General features: G+C 71.9%; 13 protein-coding genes. 10 read left to right on the forward strand and 3 right to left on the reverse strand.

Annotated features, from left to right (window positions below):
- Nucleotides 1-2: 2 nt before the first annotated feature.
- The gene (locus tag ACOKM3_RS40940) at nt 3-938 is read right to left on the reverse strand and encodes a cation diffusion facilitator family transporter (RefSeq protein WP_426906373.1); all 936 of its coding nucleotides are present in this window, start codon (nt 936-938) and stop codon (nt 3-5) included.
- Between the two features lie 72 nt (nt 939-1010).
- Between ACOKM3_RS40940 and ACOKM3_RS40945 the strand changes: the two genes are divergently transcribed.
- From ACOKM3_RS40945 to ACOKM3_RS40960, 4 genes are all read left to right on the forward strand, one after another.
- A complete protein-coding gene (locus ACOKM3_RS40945) occupies nt 1011-1181 on the forward strand; it encodes a hydrophobic protein (protein ID WP_403844977.1) in 171 nt (56 codons plus the stop codon).
- A gap of 182 nt (nt 1182-1363) precedes the next feature.
- Nucleotides 1364-2356, forward strand: coding sequence for an LLM class F420-dependent oxidoreductase (locus ACOKM3_RS40950; protein ID WP_426906374.1), 993 nt, complete (start codon nt 1364-1366; stop codon nt 2354-2356).
- Nucleotides 2357-2604: 248 nt separating this feature from the next.
- A complete protein-coding gene (locus ACOKM3_RS40955) occupies nt 2605-3033 on the forward strand; it encodes a ferredoxin (protein ID WP_426907022.1) in 429 nt (142 codons plus the stop codon).
- A gap of 120 nt (nt 3034-3153) precedes the next feature.
- Complete coding sequence (locus tag ACOKM3_RS40960) at nt 3154-4332, forward strand: acyl-CoA dehydrogenase family protein (RefSeq protein WP_426906375.1); 1179 nt, start codon at nt 3154-3156, stop codon at nt 4330-4332.
- Here the strand turns inward: ACOKM3_RS40960 and ACOKM3_RS40965 are convergent.
- Nucleotides 4289-5317, reverse strand: a complete 1029-nt coding sequence (locus ACOKM3_RS40965; protein ID WP_426906376.1) for an endonuclease/exonuclease/phosphatase family protein — start codon at nt 5315-5317, stop codon at nt 4289-4291. The genes ACOKM3_RS40960 and ACOKM3_RS40965 overlap by 44 nt on opposite strands.
- A gap of 216 nt (nt 5318-5533) precedes the next feature.
- Here ACOKM3_RS40965 and ACOKM3_RS40970 point away from each other — a divergent pair, with 216 nt between their 5' ends.
- From ACOKM3_RS40970 to ACOKM3_RS40985, 4 genes are all read left to right on the forward strand, one after another.
- Nucleotides 5534-7300 (forward strand): histidinol-phosphate aminotransferase family protein, encoded by a 1767-nt coding sequence (locus ACOKM3_RS40970; RefSeq protein ID WP_426906377.1) that lies wholly within the window; start codon nt 5534-5536, stop codon nt 7298-7300.
- 68 nt (nt 7301-7368) lie between these two features.
- Complete coding sequence (locus ACOKM3_RS40975; RefSeq protein WP_426906378.1) at nt 7369-8250, forward strand: oxygenase MpaB family protein; 882 nt, start codon at nt 7369-7371, stop codon at nt 8248-8250.
- Between the two features lie 26 nt (nt 8251-8276).
- Nucleotides 8277-10586 (forward strand): serine/threonine-protein kinase, encoded by a 2310-nt coding sequence (locus tag ACOKM3_RS40980; RefSeq protein ID WP_426906379.1) that lies wholly within the window; start codon nt 8277-8279, stop codon nt 10584-10586.
- 51 nt (nt 10587-10637) lie between these two features.
- Nucleotides 10638-12197 carry a phytoene desaturase family protein gene (locus tag ACOKM3_RS40985; RefSeq protein ID WP_426906380.1) on the forward strand — a complete coding sequence of 520 codons (1560 nt, stop codon included), beginning with the start codon at nt 10638-10640 and terminating at the stop codon, nt 12195-12197.
- 11 nt (nt 12198-12208) lie between these two features.
- Here the strand turns inward: ACOKM3_RS40985 and ACOKM3_RS40990 are convergent, their stop codons facing one another.
- Entirely contained in the window at nt 12209-13990 is a 1782-nt protein-coding gene (locus tag ACOKM3_RS40990; RefSeq protein ID WP_426906381.1) for a serine hydrolase domain-containing protein, read from the reverse strand.
- A 177-nt stretch (nt 13991-14167) separates the two neighbouring features.
- On the opposite strand from ACOKM3_RS40990, the gene ACOKM3_RS40995 reads away from it, so the two are divergent.
- Nucleotides 14168-15268: an NAD(P)H-dependent flavin oxidoreductase gene (locus ACOKM3_RS40995; protein ID WP_426906382.1), complete on the forward strand. Its 1101-nt coding sequence runs from the start codon at nt 14168-14170 to the stop codon at nt 15266-15268.
- A gap of 9 nt (nt 15269-15277) precedes the next feature.
- The gene (locus ACOKM3_RS41000; RefSeq protein ID WP_426906383.1) at nt 15278-16843 is read left to right on the forward strand and encodes an acyl-CoA synthetase; all 1566 of its coding nucleotides are present in this window, start codon (nt 15278-15280) and stop codon (nt 16841-16843) included.
- Nucleotides 16844-16859 lie beyond the last annotated feature (16 nt).

Genomic DNA, 16859 nt, shown 5'->3' on the forward strand with positions numbered 1-16859 from the left:
GGTCACCCCTCACGTACCGGCTTCGGCGCGTCCACCACGTCCAGGAACACCTGGTCGGCCTCGGGCCAGCGTTCGCCCACCGCCCGCTTGATGCGTTCGAGGACCAGCTCCAGGCGCTCGCTCTCGATGCCGGGCGCGAGATCGATCCGCGCCGCGACCAGCGTCGAGTCGGTGCCCAGCTGCATCGTGTGCAGCGCCGCCACATTGTCGATCTCGGGCTGCGCGGCGAGGAGTTCACGGATGCCGCGGTGCAGCTCGGGGTCGCCGGCCTCGCCGATCAGCTGGTCGCGGGCGCTCCTGCCGAGCCGGTACGCCACGTACACGAGCAGCAGGCCGATGCAGAACGAGGCGGCCGCCTCCCACTCGATCCGCCCCGTCACCATGTGCAGCACCATTCCGCCCGCCGCGAGGAGCACGCCGATCACCGCCGTGCCGTCCTCGGCGAGGACCGTACGGAGAGCCGGGTCGGAGCCGATGCCCTCGCCCGGCTGGGTGCGCACCTGGTGCACGGCCCGGACCAGCGAGCTGCCCTCCGCGAGCAGCGCCACCCCGAGGACCGCGAGCCCGACGACGTACCCGCTGCGGGACTCCTCCTGGCCGCCCGACGTCAGCGCCTCGAACGCCTGGAAGAACGAGAAGCAGCCGCCCATCACGAAGATGCCGACGGCGGCGAGCAGCGACCAGAAGAACCGCTCCTTGCCGTACCCGAACGGATGCCTGCGGTCGGCGGGCCGGCGGCTGCGGCGCAGCGCGGCCAGCAGGAACACCTCGTTGAGGCTGTCGGCCACCGAGTGCGCCGCCTCCGAGAGCAGCGCGGGTGACGCGGCGATCAGACCGCCGACGGCCTTGGCCACGGCGATCAGCAGATTGGCGGCGAGCGCCACAAGAACGGTGATCCGGGTCCGCCGGTCGTCTTCCTTGGAATTCTTCGCGGTCACGTCAACTCGCAGAGGGTGAGTGGAGTACAGGGGGAATTCTCGGGAACTCGGCGCCTCAAGGAGGTATTTACCGTGATTCCTGTTCTGCTGGTTCTGTTGCTCGCGCTGCTGCTTTTCGGCGCGGGATTCGCCGTGAAACTGTTGTGGTGGGTGGCCATTGCCGTGCTGGTCGTGTGGCTGCTCGGATTCGTGATGCGCAGTACGACGACGAGTGGATCGAGGTCACGATGGTACCGGTGGTGAGTAACCGCACCAGGTACCGATAAACCCCGGCACGAAACCTTCGAAGTGCCGTCCGGGCCCGCGGGAATGATCCGCGAAATACCGGCCCGGACGGCACTCGTGTGATGTCACGACGGGTTTCCCGGCGGGGTGCCGGGGTTACCCGGAAGGCCTGGCACAAACGACACCACCGGGAGGGTGGCATGCCCGAGTACGGCTACTTTCTGGCGTCGGAGGAATTCGGGCCGCACGAGCTCGTCGAACAGGCCCGAATGGCGGAACAGGCGGGCTTCGACTGCCTGTGGATCTCCGACCATTACCACCCGTGGAACGACGCCCAGGGCCAGAGCCCCTTCGTGTGGAACGTGATCGGCGCCCTCGCGGAGGCCGTGTCGCTGCCCGTGGAGACCGCGGTCACCTGCCCCACCGTCCGTATCCACCCCGCCGTCCTCGCCCAGGCCGTCGCCACCAGCGCGGTGCAGCTGGAGGGGCGCTTCCGCTTCGGTGTCGGCACCGGTGAGGCGCTCAACGAGCACATCCTCGGTGGGCCCTGGCCCTCCGCGCACGTGCGCATGGAGATGCTCGAAGAGGCCGTCGCGATCATCCGCAAGCTCCTCGAAGGCGGCGAGGTCACCCACCGCGGCGAGCACTACACGGTGGAGAACGCCCGCATCTACACGCTGCCCGAAGGCCCCGTGCCCATCGACATCTCCGGCTTCGGCCCGCAGGCCACCGCGCTCGCCGCCCGCGTCGGCGACGGCTACATCACCATGAGCCCCGACGAGGCGCTGGTTACCCGGTTCCGTAAGGGCGGAGGCGGTGCGAAGCCCGTCGCCGGCGGCCTCAAGGTCTGCTACGGGCCCGACAGGGCGGAGGCCGTGCGCCGGGTGCACGGGCTGTGGGCCAACCAGCTGCTGCCCGGCGAACTGGGCCAAGTGCTGCCCACGCCACGCCACTTCGAGCAGGCCGAGACCCTCGTCACCGAGCAGATGGTCGACGGCGCGCTGCCCTGCGGCCCCGACGTCGACGAGCACGTGGGCGCCCTCGACGCCTTCGCCCGGGCCGGCTTCGACCGTGTCTACGTCAACCAGATCGGCCCGGACCAGCAGGAGTTCTTCGACTTCTACCGGACGAAGGTGCTGCCGCAGCTCAAGGACGCCACGCCCGGCTCCGCGACCAGCGGCTCGGCAGGGTGAGGCACGGCGGACGACGACGACCGGGACCGACTCGCCGTGCTCGTCGAGGGACGCGACGCCTTCGACGTTCTTCGCGGGCGTCCCGGACCCCGAGCCGTTCAAGCCACCGGGCACCGGTTTCGCGCACGCCGATCCGGCTACCCGCACCGAAGCCGTACGTCCCCTGGAAAGGAGCCGGGCCGGTGACCTCCCTGGCGAAGTATCCGCACCCATACGCCGAGGCCCCCACGGGCGCCGACCGTGGCCTGATGACCGAACCACCCAAGGACGACCTCGTCCGCTTCCTCGAGGACCGCTTCGCCTGCGCGCAGGCGTGCACGGAGTGCGCCCGCTCCTGCGCCCTGCTGGTCAGCTCCACCGACCTCGGCCCCGCCGCCCCGCAGGTGCACGGGCCCGTACGTCCGGTCGCGGACGAGGGCCCGGAACAGGCCGACGCGCCGCTCGGACTGCGGCGCGCACTGCTGCTCAGCGTCGAGGTGTGCGACGCGACCTGCCGACTGCTGTCCGAGGAGGCGCACCAGGACGAGTACGGGATCCGGCTCCAGGTCGAGTGGTGCCGGGCCGTCACCCTGGAGTGCGCGCACGCCTGCGACCGCACGCGCGACGCGGCCGACTGTGCCGAGCAGTGCCGGGCCTGCGCGCGGGCCTGCACGGACTTCCTCGCGACCCTCGGCTGACGTTCCATCAGTTCCCGAGGTCCACGGCATTCCCTATTTCTGGAACGCGTTCTACTGTGTGCGCTGTCAGGCTGGCGCAAGCCGGCTCCCGGACCACGCAGTCGAACGCCAGGAGGGGCCGTGCACCTCGAATACACGCCTGAGCAGCAGCAGTTGCGCACCGAGCTGCGCGCCTACTTCGCCGAGCTCGTCCCCGAGAACGCGTACGCGCGCTACGAGGACCCGGCCGCGCAGAAGCGGTTCTACCGGGAGACGGTGCGCAGGCTCGGCGGCGACGGATGGCTCGGCGTGGGCTGGCCGAAGGAGTACGGCGGCCGTGGCCTGTCCCCGATGGAACAGTTCATCTTCTTCGACGAGGCCGCCCAGGCGGGCGTGCCGCTGCCGCTGATGGCGCTGAACACCGTCGGTCCGACCATCATGCAGTTCGGCACCGACGAGCAGAAGGAGTTCTTCCTTCCCAAGATCCTCTCCGGTGAGCTCGACTTCGCGATCGGCTACAGCGAGCCCGACGCGGGCACGGATCTCGCGGCGCTCAAGACCCGTGCGGTCAGGGACGGCGACGACTATGTCGTCAACGGCCAGAAGATCTGGACGACCAACGGGGACACCGCCGACTGGGTCTGGCTCGCCGTCCGCACCGACCCGGACGCGCCCCCGCACAAGGGCATCACCATGCTCCTCGTCCCGACGAGCGACCCCGGCTACTCCTGCACCGTCATCAACACCCTGGCCTCGCACGACACCACGGCCAGCTACTACGAGAACATCCGCGTCCCGGTCTCCCGTCGGGTGGGCGAGGAGAACAAGGGCTGGCGGCTGATCACCAACCAGCTCAACCACGAACGCGTCACGCTGGCCGCCCACGGCACCATGGCGATCCGCGCCCTGCACGACGTGCAGCGCTGGGCCATGGAGACGAAACTCGCCGACGGCCGCCGCGTCATCGACCTCGGCTGGGTCAGGAAGCGGCTCGCCCAGACCCACACCAAGCTTGACGCGATGAAGCTCCTCAACTGGCAGATGGTGAACGCCGTTCAGCAGGGCACCCTCCTCCCGCAGGACGCCTCCGCCGTCAAGGTCTACGGCTCAGAGGCCCGCAGGGACGCGTACGCCTGGTTGATGGAGGTGGTGGGCGCGGCGGGCGCGCTCAAGGAGGGCAGCGCGGGCACCGTCCTGCACGGGGAGCTGGAACGCGGCTACCGGTCGGCGGTCATCTTCACGTTCGGCGGCGGGAACAACGAGATCCAGCGGGAGATCATCTCGTGGATCGGCCTCGGGATGCCGAGGGTGCGGCGCTGACCGGATCGTCCAGGGCGATCCTGGCGAGCACGGGAAGGTGGTCACTGCCGGTCCCGGGCAGGGGGCGGATGGGGCCGACGTTCGCCGAGCGGGCCATGATCTGGTCGATCCGGGCCACGGGGAACGCGGCGGGATAACTGAAGGCCAACCCGCGATCCGGCACGTCCAGTTGTGAGGTCAGCGGGGCGAGTCCGCGGTCGTCCACCGTCGCGTTGAAGTCGCCGAGGACGAGGACCGTGCCCGTCTTCTCGGCGGCGACCTCCGCGCCGAGCCTGCGGGCGCTCTCGTCCCGCCACCGCGACGCCAGGCCGCTCGCGCCGATCCGTATGGAGGGCAGGTGGGCGACGTACACGGCGATGTCGCGCTGCGGGGCCTCGACGACCGCGCGCAGGCCGCGGCTCCACGGCTCCGTGATCCCGGCGGGCTTGATGTCCGCGGCCCGGACGCCGGTGAGCGGGTACCTCGACCAGAGCCCGACGGTGCCGATCACCGCATGGTGCGGATGGCTCGTGGCGAGACCGCGCTCGTACACCGCGCGCGCCTTCGGCAGCAGCTCCTCCAGGGCGATGAGATCGGGGGACGGCCCGGACAGCGAGTGCATCGTGCCCTGCGGGTCGGTGTTCTCGTCACTGACGTTGTGCTGCACGACGACAAGGTCGTGCCCGTCGGACCGGGGTTCGGGCAGCAGTACGCCGCAGTGATGACCCCAGACCGCCGCCGCCAGCAGCGCAGCCGACATCGCGAGCGGCGCCCGGCGCAGCATCCCCAGGCCGAAGAGGACGACCACGACCACCCAGGACCACGGCAGGAACGACTCCACCAGGCTCCCAAGACGCCCCGGCGTGTTCGGGATCCGCCGGTGGAAGAGGAGGACGAGCGCCGTCAGGGCGGCGAGTGCGGCGAGCACCCGGCCGCGACGCCACCGCGGGCGTCTGTCGCCCGTACCGTCCGTGGGTGTCGTCGCCCCGTCGGCCCGCTCGCTCATGTCTTCCCGCCCGCTCGCCCGTTGTCCCTGCTCATCAGGACGAAGAAGCCCTTGATCGGGTTCCGGTGGTCCTGAGTGCGCGGTCCTGAGTGCGCCGGGCGGCGGGCGCGCCTGAGTATCCGTACTCAGACGCACTGCGCACGGCAGCCCTGCCGTCCGCCGCGTCCCGGCGCGCACGATGTGACGGCCCCCCACGCCGTCCGGAACGAGGGAGCCATGAGCCGTCCCCTGCAACTGCGCGCCGCCACACCCGAGGACCTGGACTGGATCCACGAGCTCCGACACCGGGTGTACGCCCAGGAGTTGGGCCAGCACGCCCCGACCCCGGACGGCCGGCTGCGCGACGGACTCGACGGCGACAACGTGTACTTGGTCGCCGCGCGCGGCGACGACCGGGCCGGTTTCGTCAGCCTCACCCCGCCCTGGGCCGGCCACTACGGCCTCGACAAGTACCTGACCCGCGACGAACTGCCGCTCCTCGCCGACCCCGACGTGTTCGAGGTGCGCATCCTCACCGTCGAGCCCCGCGCACGGGCCACCGCGGCGGCGCCCCTGCTGATGTACGCGGCGCTGCGCTGGATCGCCGCGCGCGGCGGCCGCCGGATCGTCGCCATGGGCCGCAGCGACCTGCTGGACATGTACCTCGCCACCGGACTGCGCGCCGTCGGCCGCACCCTGCGCAGCGGCGCCCGGACCTTCGAGGTGCTGACCGGCGACGTACGCGAACTGACCCGCGCCGCCCGTACCCGGCACCACCGCCTGCTCGAACGGCTGCGGGACGCCGCGGACTGGCGGCTCGACACGCCCTTCGACGCGCGCCCCGACGGCTGCGAGCACGGCGGCGACTCCTTCACGGCCATCGGTACGGACTTCCGCACCCTGCACCGCAGGCAGCAGATCGTCGCGGCCGATGTGCTGGACGCCTGGTTCCCGCCGGCTCCCGGCGTACGGGCGGCGCTCACCGACGATCCGGGCTGGATCGCCCGCACCTCGCCGCCGGCCGCCGCCGAGGGCCTCGTGGCCCGGATCGCCGAGAGCAGGGGCCTGCCCGCCGAGGCGCTCGCGGTCGGCGCGGGCTCCTCCGACCTGATCTTCCGGGCGTTCGGCCAGTGGCTGACCCCGAGCAGCCGCGTCCTCCTCATGGACCCGGGCTACGGCGAGTACGCCCACGTCACCGAGCAGGTCATCGGCTGCCGCGCCGACCGGTTCCGGCTGCGCCGCGAGGACGGCTGGCGCATCGACACCGACCGGCTCACCGCGGCCGTCGGCTCCGGCCGCTACGACCTCGTCGTGATCGTCAACCCGAACAACCCCACGGGGGTCCACCTCCCGGCCGCCGACCTGCGCCGGGCGATCGCCGCCACGTCCGGGCGCACCCGGTGGTGGATCGACGAGGCCTACCTCGGCTACGTCGACCCCGCCGAATCGCTCGCCCCGCTCGCCGCGAAGGACTCGCGCGTCGTCGTCTGCAGCTCCCTTTCCAAGATGTACGCGCTCTCCGGCGTCCGGGCCGCCTACCTGGTCGCCGACCCCGACACCGCGGCCCGGCTGCGCCGCTGGACGCCGCCCTGGCCCGTCGGCCTCCCCGCCCAGCTGGCCGCCGTCGCCGCCCTGCGCGAGCCCGCGTACTACACCGACCACTGGCTGCGCACCCACGCCCTGCGCTCGCGACTGGCCGCCGAACTCGCCGAGCTGGGGGAGGGGGTGAGCGTGCAGGACGGCGTGGCGAACTTCCTCAACGTGACCCTGCCGCACGGCGGACCGAGTGCCGCGCGGCTCGTCGCCGAGTGCCGCCGCCACGGCGTGTACCTGCGCGACCTGTCACCGCTGTCGACGGCGTACGAGGGCCGGACCGTGCGGATCGCGGTCCGTGACACCGAGGAGAACGCGCGCATCGTGGCCGCCTGCCAGGCCGCCCTGGACGTACTGCTGCCGCTGGTGCCCGCCCCCGTACCCGCGTTCGCCACCGGAACGGTGCACTGACGGGGGGCCGGGACCGTCCGCCGACCGGGGGCGGGTGCGTACGCTGCGGACAGGAGGTGCTGTGCGACATGAGCGAAGCGGACCCCGGGCTCTTCGGCCCCGACTCGGTGACCTGGCAGCTGCACGCCGACCCCATGATGTGGATCGCGGGCGTGCGCGCCCTGTACTTCCAGGCGCTGCACCCGCGCGCCGTGCGCGGTGTCATGCAGAACTCCGACTTCCGGCGCGACGCCTGGGGCCGGCTGATGCGGACCGCGGGCTTCGTCGGCACGACGACGTACGGGACGAGCGAGGCCGCGGAGAAGGCCGGGGCGCGCGTGCGGCGGATCCACAGCCACCTCGGGGTGACCGACCCGGACACAGGGGAGCGCTACGGCGTCGACGAACCCGGGTTGCTGCTGTGGGTGCACTGCGCCGAGATCGACTCCTATCTGCACGTCGCGCGCCGCTCCGGGTTCCGGCTCACCGAGGCGCAGGCCGACCGGTACATCGCCGAGCACCGCACCAGCGCCCGGCTCGTCGGCCTCGACCCGGAGCAGGTCCCGGGCAGCCAGGTGGAGTTGGCGGCGTACTTCGAGTCCGTACGTCCCGAGCTGGCCTCCGGGCCCGAGGCGCGCGACGTCGACGACTTCCTGCAGCGGCCGCCCACCCGCCTGCTGCTGATCCCCGCGCGCGAAGCCCTCTGGCGGCGCGTGGCCAACCTCGCGTACGCCTCCCTGCCGCCGTACGCCCATGAGCTGTACGGCAGACCAGCCCCCGAACCGCGCGCCGTCACACGCCGGCTGCGCGCCACGGGCACCGCGCTGCGCCTGATTCCCGCCCGTGTGCGCTGGCAACTGCCGCCCAAACACATCCTGCGGGCGATGGGGAGACTCGGTGCCGACGCCCGCCCTGCCCCGTACAAAGTCGACAGAGGGGAAGCCATACTGGACGGGCCGGGGAGGGCGTAGCGACGCGACGGGGGCGACGGCGGGAGATGCCAGGGGTGGGGGAGACGCGGGAAGTCAGGTTGATCCACGGGCGGTATCAGCTGCTCGACCTGATCGGCCGGGGCGGCATGGGCGAGGTCTGGCGGGCGCGCGACGAGGCGCTCGGCCGGCACGTCGCCGTGAAGTGCCTCAAGCCGCTCGGGCCCGAGCGCGACCAGAGCTTCACCCGCATCCTGCGGGAGCGCTTCCGCAGGGAGGCGCGGGTCGCCGCGGCGCTCCAGCACCGGGGCATCACGGTCGTGCACGACTTCGGTGAGTACGAGGGCATTCTCTATCTCGTCATGGAGCTGCTCGACGGGAAGAACCTGAGCCAGCTCCTCGACGACAATCGGCACCACCCGCTGCCCGTGGGCGACATCGTCGACATGGCCGAACAGGTCGCCTCCGCCCTCGCGTACACCCATGAACAGGGCGTCGTGCACCGCGATCTGAAGCCGGCGAACATCATGCGGCTCGGCGACGGCACCGCCAAGATCTGCGACTTCGGCATCGCCCGCCTCGGCCACGACATCGGGTTCACCGCACGCCTCACCGGCACCGGCATCGCCATGGGGACCCCGCACTACATGTCGCCCGAGCAGATCGGCGGCGACCAGGTCGACGAGCGCAGCGACCTGTACTCGCTGGGATGTGTGCTCTACGAAGTCGCCACGGGCGCCCCGCCGTTCGACCTGGAGGACGCGTGGTCGGTGCTCGTCGGACACCGCGACACCGTGCCCGAGGCGCCGCGCGGGCACCGGCCCGAGCTGCCCGACTATCTCGACCGGATCATCCTGGACCTGCTCGCGAAGGACCCCGAGGAACGGCCACGTGATGCGCGGGAGTTGGAGCGCCGGATCACCCAGGGCGCGCGGCCCGGTCCGGAGACGTATGTGCCGACGGTGCGGGCGCCACAGATCGGGCCGCGCACGGACGCGCCCGAGCGTGAACAGCCCGAACTGCCGCAACAGCCCGTACGGGAGCAGCCCGGGTCGCGCGAGCCCCGGCTGCCCTCCTGGACCCGCGGCATGACCACAGGACACAAGGCCGCCGGCGGCCCAGGGCCGCGCGTCACACCCCCGGACACCGCGGCCGGACTCTCCGGTGAGTGGATCCCGCGCGACACCGACCACACCCCCGCGGTGCCGGAAGTGGCCGGGCGCGCCGCCCCCGCCCCGGAACTGCTCGCCACCCTCGCCTCCCGGCACAACGCGGGACTCAGCCTCGGGCGGCTCGAACGCTGGGCCGAGGCGGGCGAGGTGCACCGCTCGGTCGCCGCCGAGCGGGAGCACGCCCTCGGCCCCGACCACCCCGACACCCTCGCCAGCCGCTACGAGGTCGCCTTCACCCTCAGCCGCACCGGGCAGGCGGCCGACGCGCTGCGCGAGTACCGAGGCGTCGTCGAGGGGCGCGAGCGGGTGCTGGGGCCCGAGCACCCCGACACGCTCGGGGCGCGGCAGGAAGTCGCGTACGTCCTGGGAAAGTTGGGGCGGCACTTCGAGGCGCACCAGGTGTACAGCACCGTCCTCGCCGCCCGTGAGCGGGCCATGGGGCCCGAGCACCCGGACACGCTGCGCTGCCGCCACAACCTCGCCTTCAACCTCAGCAGGCTCGGCCGCCTGGAGGACTCGTACCGGATGGCGCAGGAGGTGGCGGACGCGCGCGGCCGCGTGCTCGGCGCCGACCACCCCGACACGCTCGTCACGCGCTGCGAAGTCGGCTACGCGCTCGGGCAGTTGGGGCGGTGGAGCGAGGCCCTCGCGATCTATCAGGAGGTCGCCCGGGCCAGGGCGCGGGCCCTCGGCGGCGACCACCCGGACACCCTCGCCGTCCGCTACGAGGTGGGCATCAGCCTCGGCCGGCTCGGCCGCAGCGCCGAGGCCCTCACGCTCTACCGCGACCTGATCGACGACCGTACGCGGGTCAGCGGGCCGCACCACCCCGAGACGCTGCGCGCCCGGCACGGGCTCGGGGTGAACCTCGGGCGGCTGGCCCGCTGGGAGGAGGCCCTCGCGGAGGCCCGCGACGTGTGCGCGATCCGCGGGCGGGTGCTCGGCGCCGACCATCCGGACACGCTCGTCAGCCGCCGCGAGGTCGCCGTCGGCCTGGGCTGGCTCGGACGCTGGCGGGACGCACTCGGCGAGTACCGCGCGGTGTCCACCGCCCGTGAGCGCGTCCTCGGCGAGGCCCACGCCAGCACCCTCGCCAGCCGCAACGACGAGGCCCACTGCCTGGAGCAGCTCGGCCGCACGGCGGACGCGGTCGCCCTCTACCGAAGGGTGGCCGCGCTGCGCCAACAGGGGGCGCCGCGCGCGTGACCGTGGGCCCGCCCTCTGGCCCACCGCGCGCGGCCCGTGTTACCAAGGGCCATGCCCGCACATGATCTCCGCGCCCGCTACGACACGGTCGTCGTCGGCGGCGGCCACAACGGTCTGGTGGCCGCCGCCTATCTGGCCCGCGCAGGACAGTCCGTCGCCGTCGTCGAACGCCTCGGCGCCACCGGCGGGGCCGCCGTCTCCACCCGCCCGTTCCCCGGCGTCGACGCCCGCCTCTCCCGCTACTCGTACCTCGTCAGCCTGCTGCCCAAGAAGATCGTGGCCGACCTGGGGCTGCGCTTCGCGACCGCGACCCGCGACGTCTCCTCGTACACCCCGACCGTCCGCGACGGGCGGCCGACGGGGCTGCTCGTCGGCGGCGGCGAGGAGCGTACCCGCGCCGCGTTCCGCGAACTCACCGGCGGTGAGCGGGAGTACGAGGCGTGGAACCGCTTCTACGAGACGACCCGGCGCGTCGCCGAACGGGTCTTCCCGACGCTGACCGGGCCGCTCCCTTCGAGGGACGCGCTGCGCGAGCGGGTCGGTGACGAGGAGGCCTGGCGGCTGCTGTTCGAGGACCCCATCGGCGTCGGCATCGAGGAGTACTTCACCGACGACCTGGTGCGCGGCGTCGTCCTCACCGACGCCCTGATCGGCACCTTCGCCGACGCCCACGACGCGTCCCTCGCCCAGAACCGCTGCTTCCTCTACCACGTGATCGGCAACGGCACGGGCGACTGGGACGTCCCCGTCGGCGGCATGGGCGCCCTCACGGACGCGCTCGCCGCCGCGGCCCGCTCGGCCGGCGCCGACCTCGTCACCGGGCACGAGGTGACCCGGATCGAGACGGACGGCACCGAGGCCGAGGTCACGTACAGGACGGCCGACTCCGAGGGCACCGTCGCCGCCCGCAACGTCCTCGTGAACGCCTCACCGCAGGACCTCGCCCGGCTCACCGGTGACACCCCGCCGGCCCCCGCGGAGGGTGCCCAGCTCAAGGTCAACATGCTGCTGAAGCGGCTGCCGCGCCTCAAGGACACCTCCGTCGACCCGCGCGAGGCGTTCGCCGGGACCTTCCATGTCGCGGAGGGGTACGGCCAGTTGGCCGCGGCGCACGCCGAGGCCGCCGCGGGCACCCTGCCCGGCGCGCCGCCCTCCGAGATCTACTGTCATTCGCTGACCGACCCGACGATCCTCGCCCCGGACCTCGTCGAACGCGGCTACCAGACGCTCACCCTGTTCGGCCTGCACACCCCGGCCCGGCTCTTCGCCACCGACAACGACACGGCCCGCGCGGACCTCCTCAAGGCCACGCTCGCCCAGCTCGACGCCCACCTCGCCGAACCGATCGAGGACTGTCTGGCCGAGGACGCGGACGGCCGGCCGTGCATCGAGGCGAAGACCCCGCTCGACCTGGAGCGGGACCTGCGGCTGCCCGGCGGCAACATCTTCCACCGGGAGCTCGCGTTCCCGTACGCCTCGGAAAGCACCGGTCGTTGGGGTGTCGAGACCGGCCACGCGAACGTCCTGCTGTGCGGCGCGGGCGCCGTGCGCGGCGGCGGGGTCAGCGGGATTCCGGGGCACAACGCCGCGATGGCGGTGCTCGGCCACTGACCCCGCCGGGCTCAGTCCTGAGAGGCGGTCCAGCCCTTCGCCTCGATGCGGGACGCGTCCGCCGGGCGCGCGTCGTCGAACGCCACCTCGTCCCCGTCGAGGACGCGGATGCCGTCGACGTAGGCGCCCCGGCCGACGTACAACTGGTCCGTCGCGTAGCGCCAGCGGAGCCGGAGCTGCGCCGTGGCGAAGGGTCCCAGGTCGGCGGTGAGGCGGTGCCAGGTGCGGTCGGCGTAGCCGTCGACCGCACCTGACGGGTGGGCCTCGGAGCGGCCCGTGGTGAACGGCAGCGGCTTCCAGTTCTTGCCGCCGTCCGTCGACGTCTCCAGGAACAGGAAGTCGGAGTGCGGCTCCGTGTCCCACCACAGGTCGCAGGCGAGGCGCGCCCCTTCAGAGGCGAGGCGCAGATCGGGCAGTGTCAGCGTCGCCGACGTGGCGCTCGCCATGCCGGAGAACCAGGCGGTACGGCCGTGCTTGGGGCGCACCGCGACCGCGCGCGCCATGTTGTTGCCCGCGGCGACCCGGGGAGCGGAACCGGATCGCCAACTGCGCACGGGGTGCACGGAGTTGCCGAGCACGATGAGGAACGAGTCGGTCGTCGGGTCGAGCACGAGCGAGGTGCCGGTGAACCCGGTGTGGCCCGCCGTGCTCGGTGTCGCCATCGCGCCCATGTACCAGTGCTGGTAGAGCTCGAAGCCGAGGCCGTGCTCGTCGCCGGGGAAGTCCGTGTTGAAGTTGGTGAACATCAGGTCCACGGACTTCCGGGACAGGATCCTGGCCTTGCCGTAGATCCCGCCGTTGAGCAGCGCCCGGCCGAGCACCGCCATGTCCCAGGCGCAGGAGAAGACGCCCGCGTGGCCCGCGACGCCGCCGAACGCGTACGCGTTCTCGTCGTGCACCTCGCCCCACACCAGGCCCCGGTCCAGGCCCGACCAGGGCGCACGGGCGTCCTCGGTCGCCGCGACCTTGGGCTTCCAGGAGGCGGGCGGGTTGTAGCGGGTGCGGGTCATGCCGAGCGGCCCCGTGATCCGCTCGGGCAGCAGCACGTCCAAGGGCTTGCCGGTGAGCTTCTCGACGACGAGCTGGAGCGTGATGAGGTTGAGGTCCGAGTACAGGTAGGTGGTGCCCGCCGGGTTGAGCAGCGCCTCCTTCCACAGGAGGGCGAGCTGCGCGGCGTGCTCCGACTCCTTGTAGAAGGCCAGGAAGGGCCGGAACCCGGAGGTGTGGGTGAGGAGTTGGCGGATCGTGACGTCCTGCTTGCCGCCGCCGGTGAACTCGGGCAGGTACGTGACGACCTTCGCCTCGAGGTCCAGCGCGCCGCGCTCGATCTCCTGCACCGCGAGGATGGAGGTGAACAGCTTGGAGATCGAGGCGAGGTCGAAGACCGTGTCGTCGGCCATGTCGATCTGCTGGTCCGCGGGGAACTCGATCCCCGTGTCCGTCTTGTCGTCGTAGTGGGAGTAGCGCACCGCCTTGCCGATCGGCTGGTGCAGCGCGACCGTGCCGCCGCGGCCCGCGAGCAGCACCGCGCCCGCGTACCAGGGGTGCTTGGGCGAGGGGCCGAGGAACTTCTCGGCGTCCACGACCAGTTGCCGCAGATGGCCGGCGAGCAGCCCCGCGCGCTCGGGGGAGCCGCGGCGCAGCGTGGGGCGTGCCGGCGCGTCGGCGGCCGCCACGGCGGGGCCCGCAGGGAACGGGGCGAGGGCGATCGCGCCACCCAGCGCCAGCGTGGCCGCGCCCAGGTGACGCCTGGTCAGGCCGGCCGACGGTCTGTCTGCTTCCGCTGAGCCCATGGAAGGCCTCCTGAAAGTATCTTTCGTGATCTCGTGCGACGGATGAAACTTCTCTGTCAGCGCCGCCTCGTGTCAACACCCTTGCGCCACCCGCGCGTCATGACCGGCCGGTGAAGAATCTGACGCCGCATCAGAAAACCTCTTCCGTCGTCCGCCGCGCTGCGGCATCCTGCGCGCATGCAGACGGAGCTGAGCAAGAAACTGGGGATCGAGCACGCCGTCTTCGGCTTCACGCCGTTCCCTGCGGTGGCCGCGGCCATCAGCAGGGCCGGAGGCTTCGGCGTGCTCGGTGCGGTCCGCTACGCGGCACCCGACGAACTCAAACGCGATCTCGACTGGCTCGACGAACATGCGGAGGGCCGGCCCTACGGCCTCGACGTCGTCATGCCCGCCAAGAAGGTCGAAGGCGTCACCGAGGCCGACATCGAGGCGATGATCCCGCCGGAACACCGGCAGTTCGTCCAGGAGACCCTCGCCAAGTACGGCGTCCCGGAACTCGCCGAGGGCGAGGCGTCCGGCTGGCGCATCACCGGCTGGATGGAGAAGGTCGCCCGCAGCCAACTCGACGTCGCCTTCGACTACCCGATCAAACTCCTCGCCAACGCACTCGGATCGCCGCCCGCCGACGTCATCGCCCGCGCGCACGAGCACGACATCCTCGTCGCCGCGCTCGCCGGCAGCGCCCGGCACGCCCGAAAGCACGCCGACGCGGGCATCGACGTCGTCGTCGCGCAGGGCTATGAGGCCGGAGGGCACACCGGTGAGATCGCCTCCATGGTGCTCACCCCGGAGGCCGTGGAGGCCGTCGACCCGCTGCCGGTCCTGGCCGCTGGCGGCATCGGCAGCGGGCAGCAGGTCGCGGCCGCGCTCGCGCTCGGCGCGCAGGGGGTGTGGCTGGGCTCGGTGTGGCTGACGACGACGGAGGCCGACATGCACTCGCCGGCCGTCACCCGCAAGCTGCTCGCCGCGGGCTCCGGCGACACGGTGCGCTCGCGCGCGCTGACCGGGAAGCCCGCGCGCCAGCTGCGCACCGAGTGGACGGACGCGTGGGACGACCCGGCGGGCCCCGGCACCCTGCCGATGCCCCTCCAGGGCCTGCTCGTGGCCGAGGCCGTGTCCCGGATCCAGAAGTACGAGGTGGAGCCCCTGCTCGGCACGCCCGTGGGGCAGATCGTGGGCCGGATGAACGAGGAGCGCAGCGTCCAGGCGGTCTTCGACGACCTGACGCGCGGCTTCGAGAAGGCGATCGACCGCATCAACAAGATCGCAGGACGGTGAGGGAAGAGCATGAGCACAGCCGCCAACAGCACACCCCCCAACGGATTCTGGGCGCAGGCCACCGCCGATCCCGACCGTACGGTCCTGATCGCACCGGACGGCGAACCGTGGACGGCCGGCCGGCTGCACGCCGCCGCCAACAAGATGGTGCACGGGCTGCGCGAGGCCGGGCTGGAGCGTGGTGACGCCTTCGCCGTCGTGCTCCCCAACAGCGTCGAGTTCTTCACCGCCTACCTCGCCGCCTCGCAGGCCGGCTTCTATCTCGTCCCCGTCAACCACCACCTCGTAGGGCCCGAGATCGCCTGGATCGTCTCCGACTCGGGCGCCAAGGTGCTGATCGCGCACGAGCGGTTCGCCGACGCGGCCCGCTCCGCCGCCGACGAGGCGGGCCTGCCCGACAGCCACCGGTACGCGGTCGGGGACATCGCGAGCTTCCGCCCGTACGCCGAACTCCTCGCAGGGCAGAGCGGTTCCGCGCCCGAGGACCGCACGCTCGGCTGGGTCATGAACTACACGTCCGGGACCACGGGCCGCCCGCGCGGCATCCGCCGGCCGCTCCAGGGCAAGCTGCCCGAGGAGGCCTACCTCGGCGGGTTCCTCGGAATCTTCGGCATCAAGCCGTTCGACGACAACGTGGCCCTCGTGTGCTCCCCGCTGTACCACACCGCCGTGCTCCAGTTTGCGGGCGCCGCCCTGAACATCGGGCACCCCGTCGTCCTCATGGACAAGTGGACGCCCGAGGAGATGCTCCGCCTCATCGACACCCACAAGTGCACGCACACGCACATGGTGCCGACCCAGTTCCACCGCCTGCTCGCGCTGCCGCAGGAGGTCAAGGACCGCTACGACGTCACGTCCATGCGGCACGCGATCCACGGCGCCGCGCCCTGCCCCGACCACGTCAAACGCGCGATGATCGACTGGTGGGGGATGTGCGTCGAGGAGTACTACGCGGCCAGCGAGGGCGGCGGCGCGTTCGCGACCGCCGAGGACTGGCTGAAGAAGCCGGGCACCGTCGGAAAGGCCTGGCCCATCAGCGAGTTGGCCGTCTACGACGACGACGGCAACAAGCTGCCGGCCGGTGAACTCGGCACCGTCTACCTCAAGATGAAGACCGGCGGATTCTCGTACCACAAGGACGAGGGCAAGACGAAGAAGAACCGCATCGGCGACTTCTTCACCGTGGGTGACCTCGGGGTGATCGACGAGGACGGCTATCTCTTCCTGCGCGACCGCAAGATCGACATGATCATCTCGGGCGGGGTCAACATCTACCCCGCGGAGATCGAGTCCGCGCTCCTGACGCACCCCGCCGTCGCCGACGCGGCTGCCTTCGGCATCCCGCACGACGACTGGGGCGAGGAGGTCAAGGCGGTCGTCGAGGTCGCGGAGGGCCGAACCGCCGATGACGCGCTCGCGGCCGAGATCCTCGCCCACTGCGAGACCCAACTCGCGGGCTACAAGCGGCCCAAGAGCGTCGACTTCATCGAGACGATGCCCCGCGACCCCAACGGCAAGCTCTACAAGCGACGCCTGCGCGACCCCTACTGGGAGGGGCGGACCAGGGCGGTCTGAAACCAGTGTGAGGCCG

This window comes from Streptomyces nidicola, assembly GCF_050106155.1.
Lineage (GTDB): Bacteria > Actinomycetota > Actinomycetes > Streptomycetales > Streptomycetaceae > Streptomyces.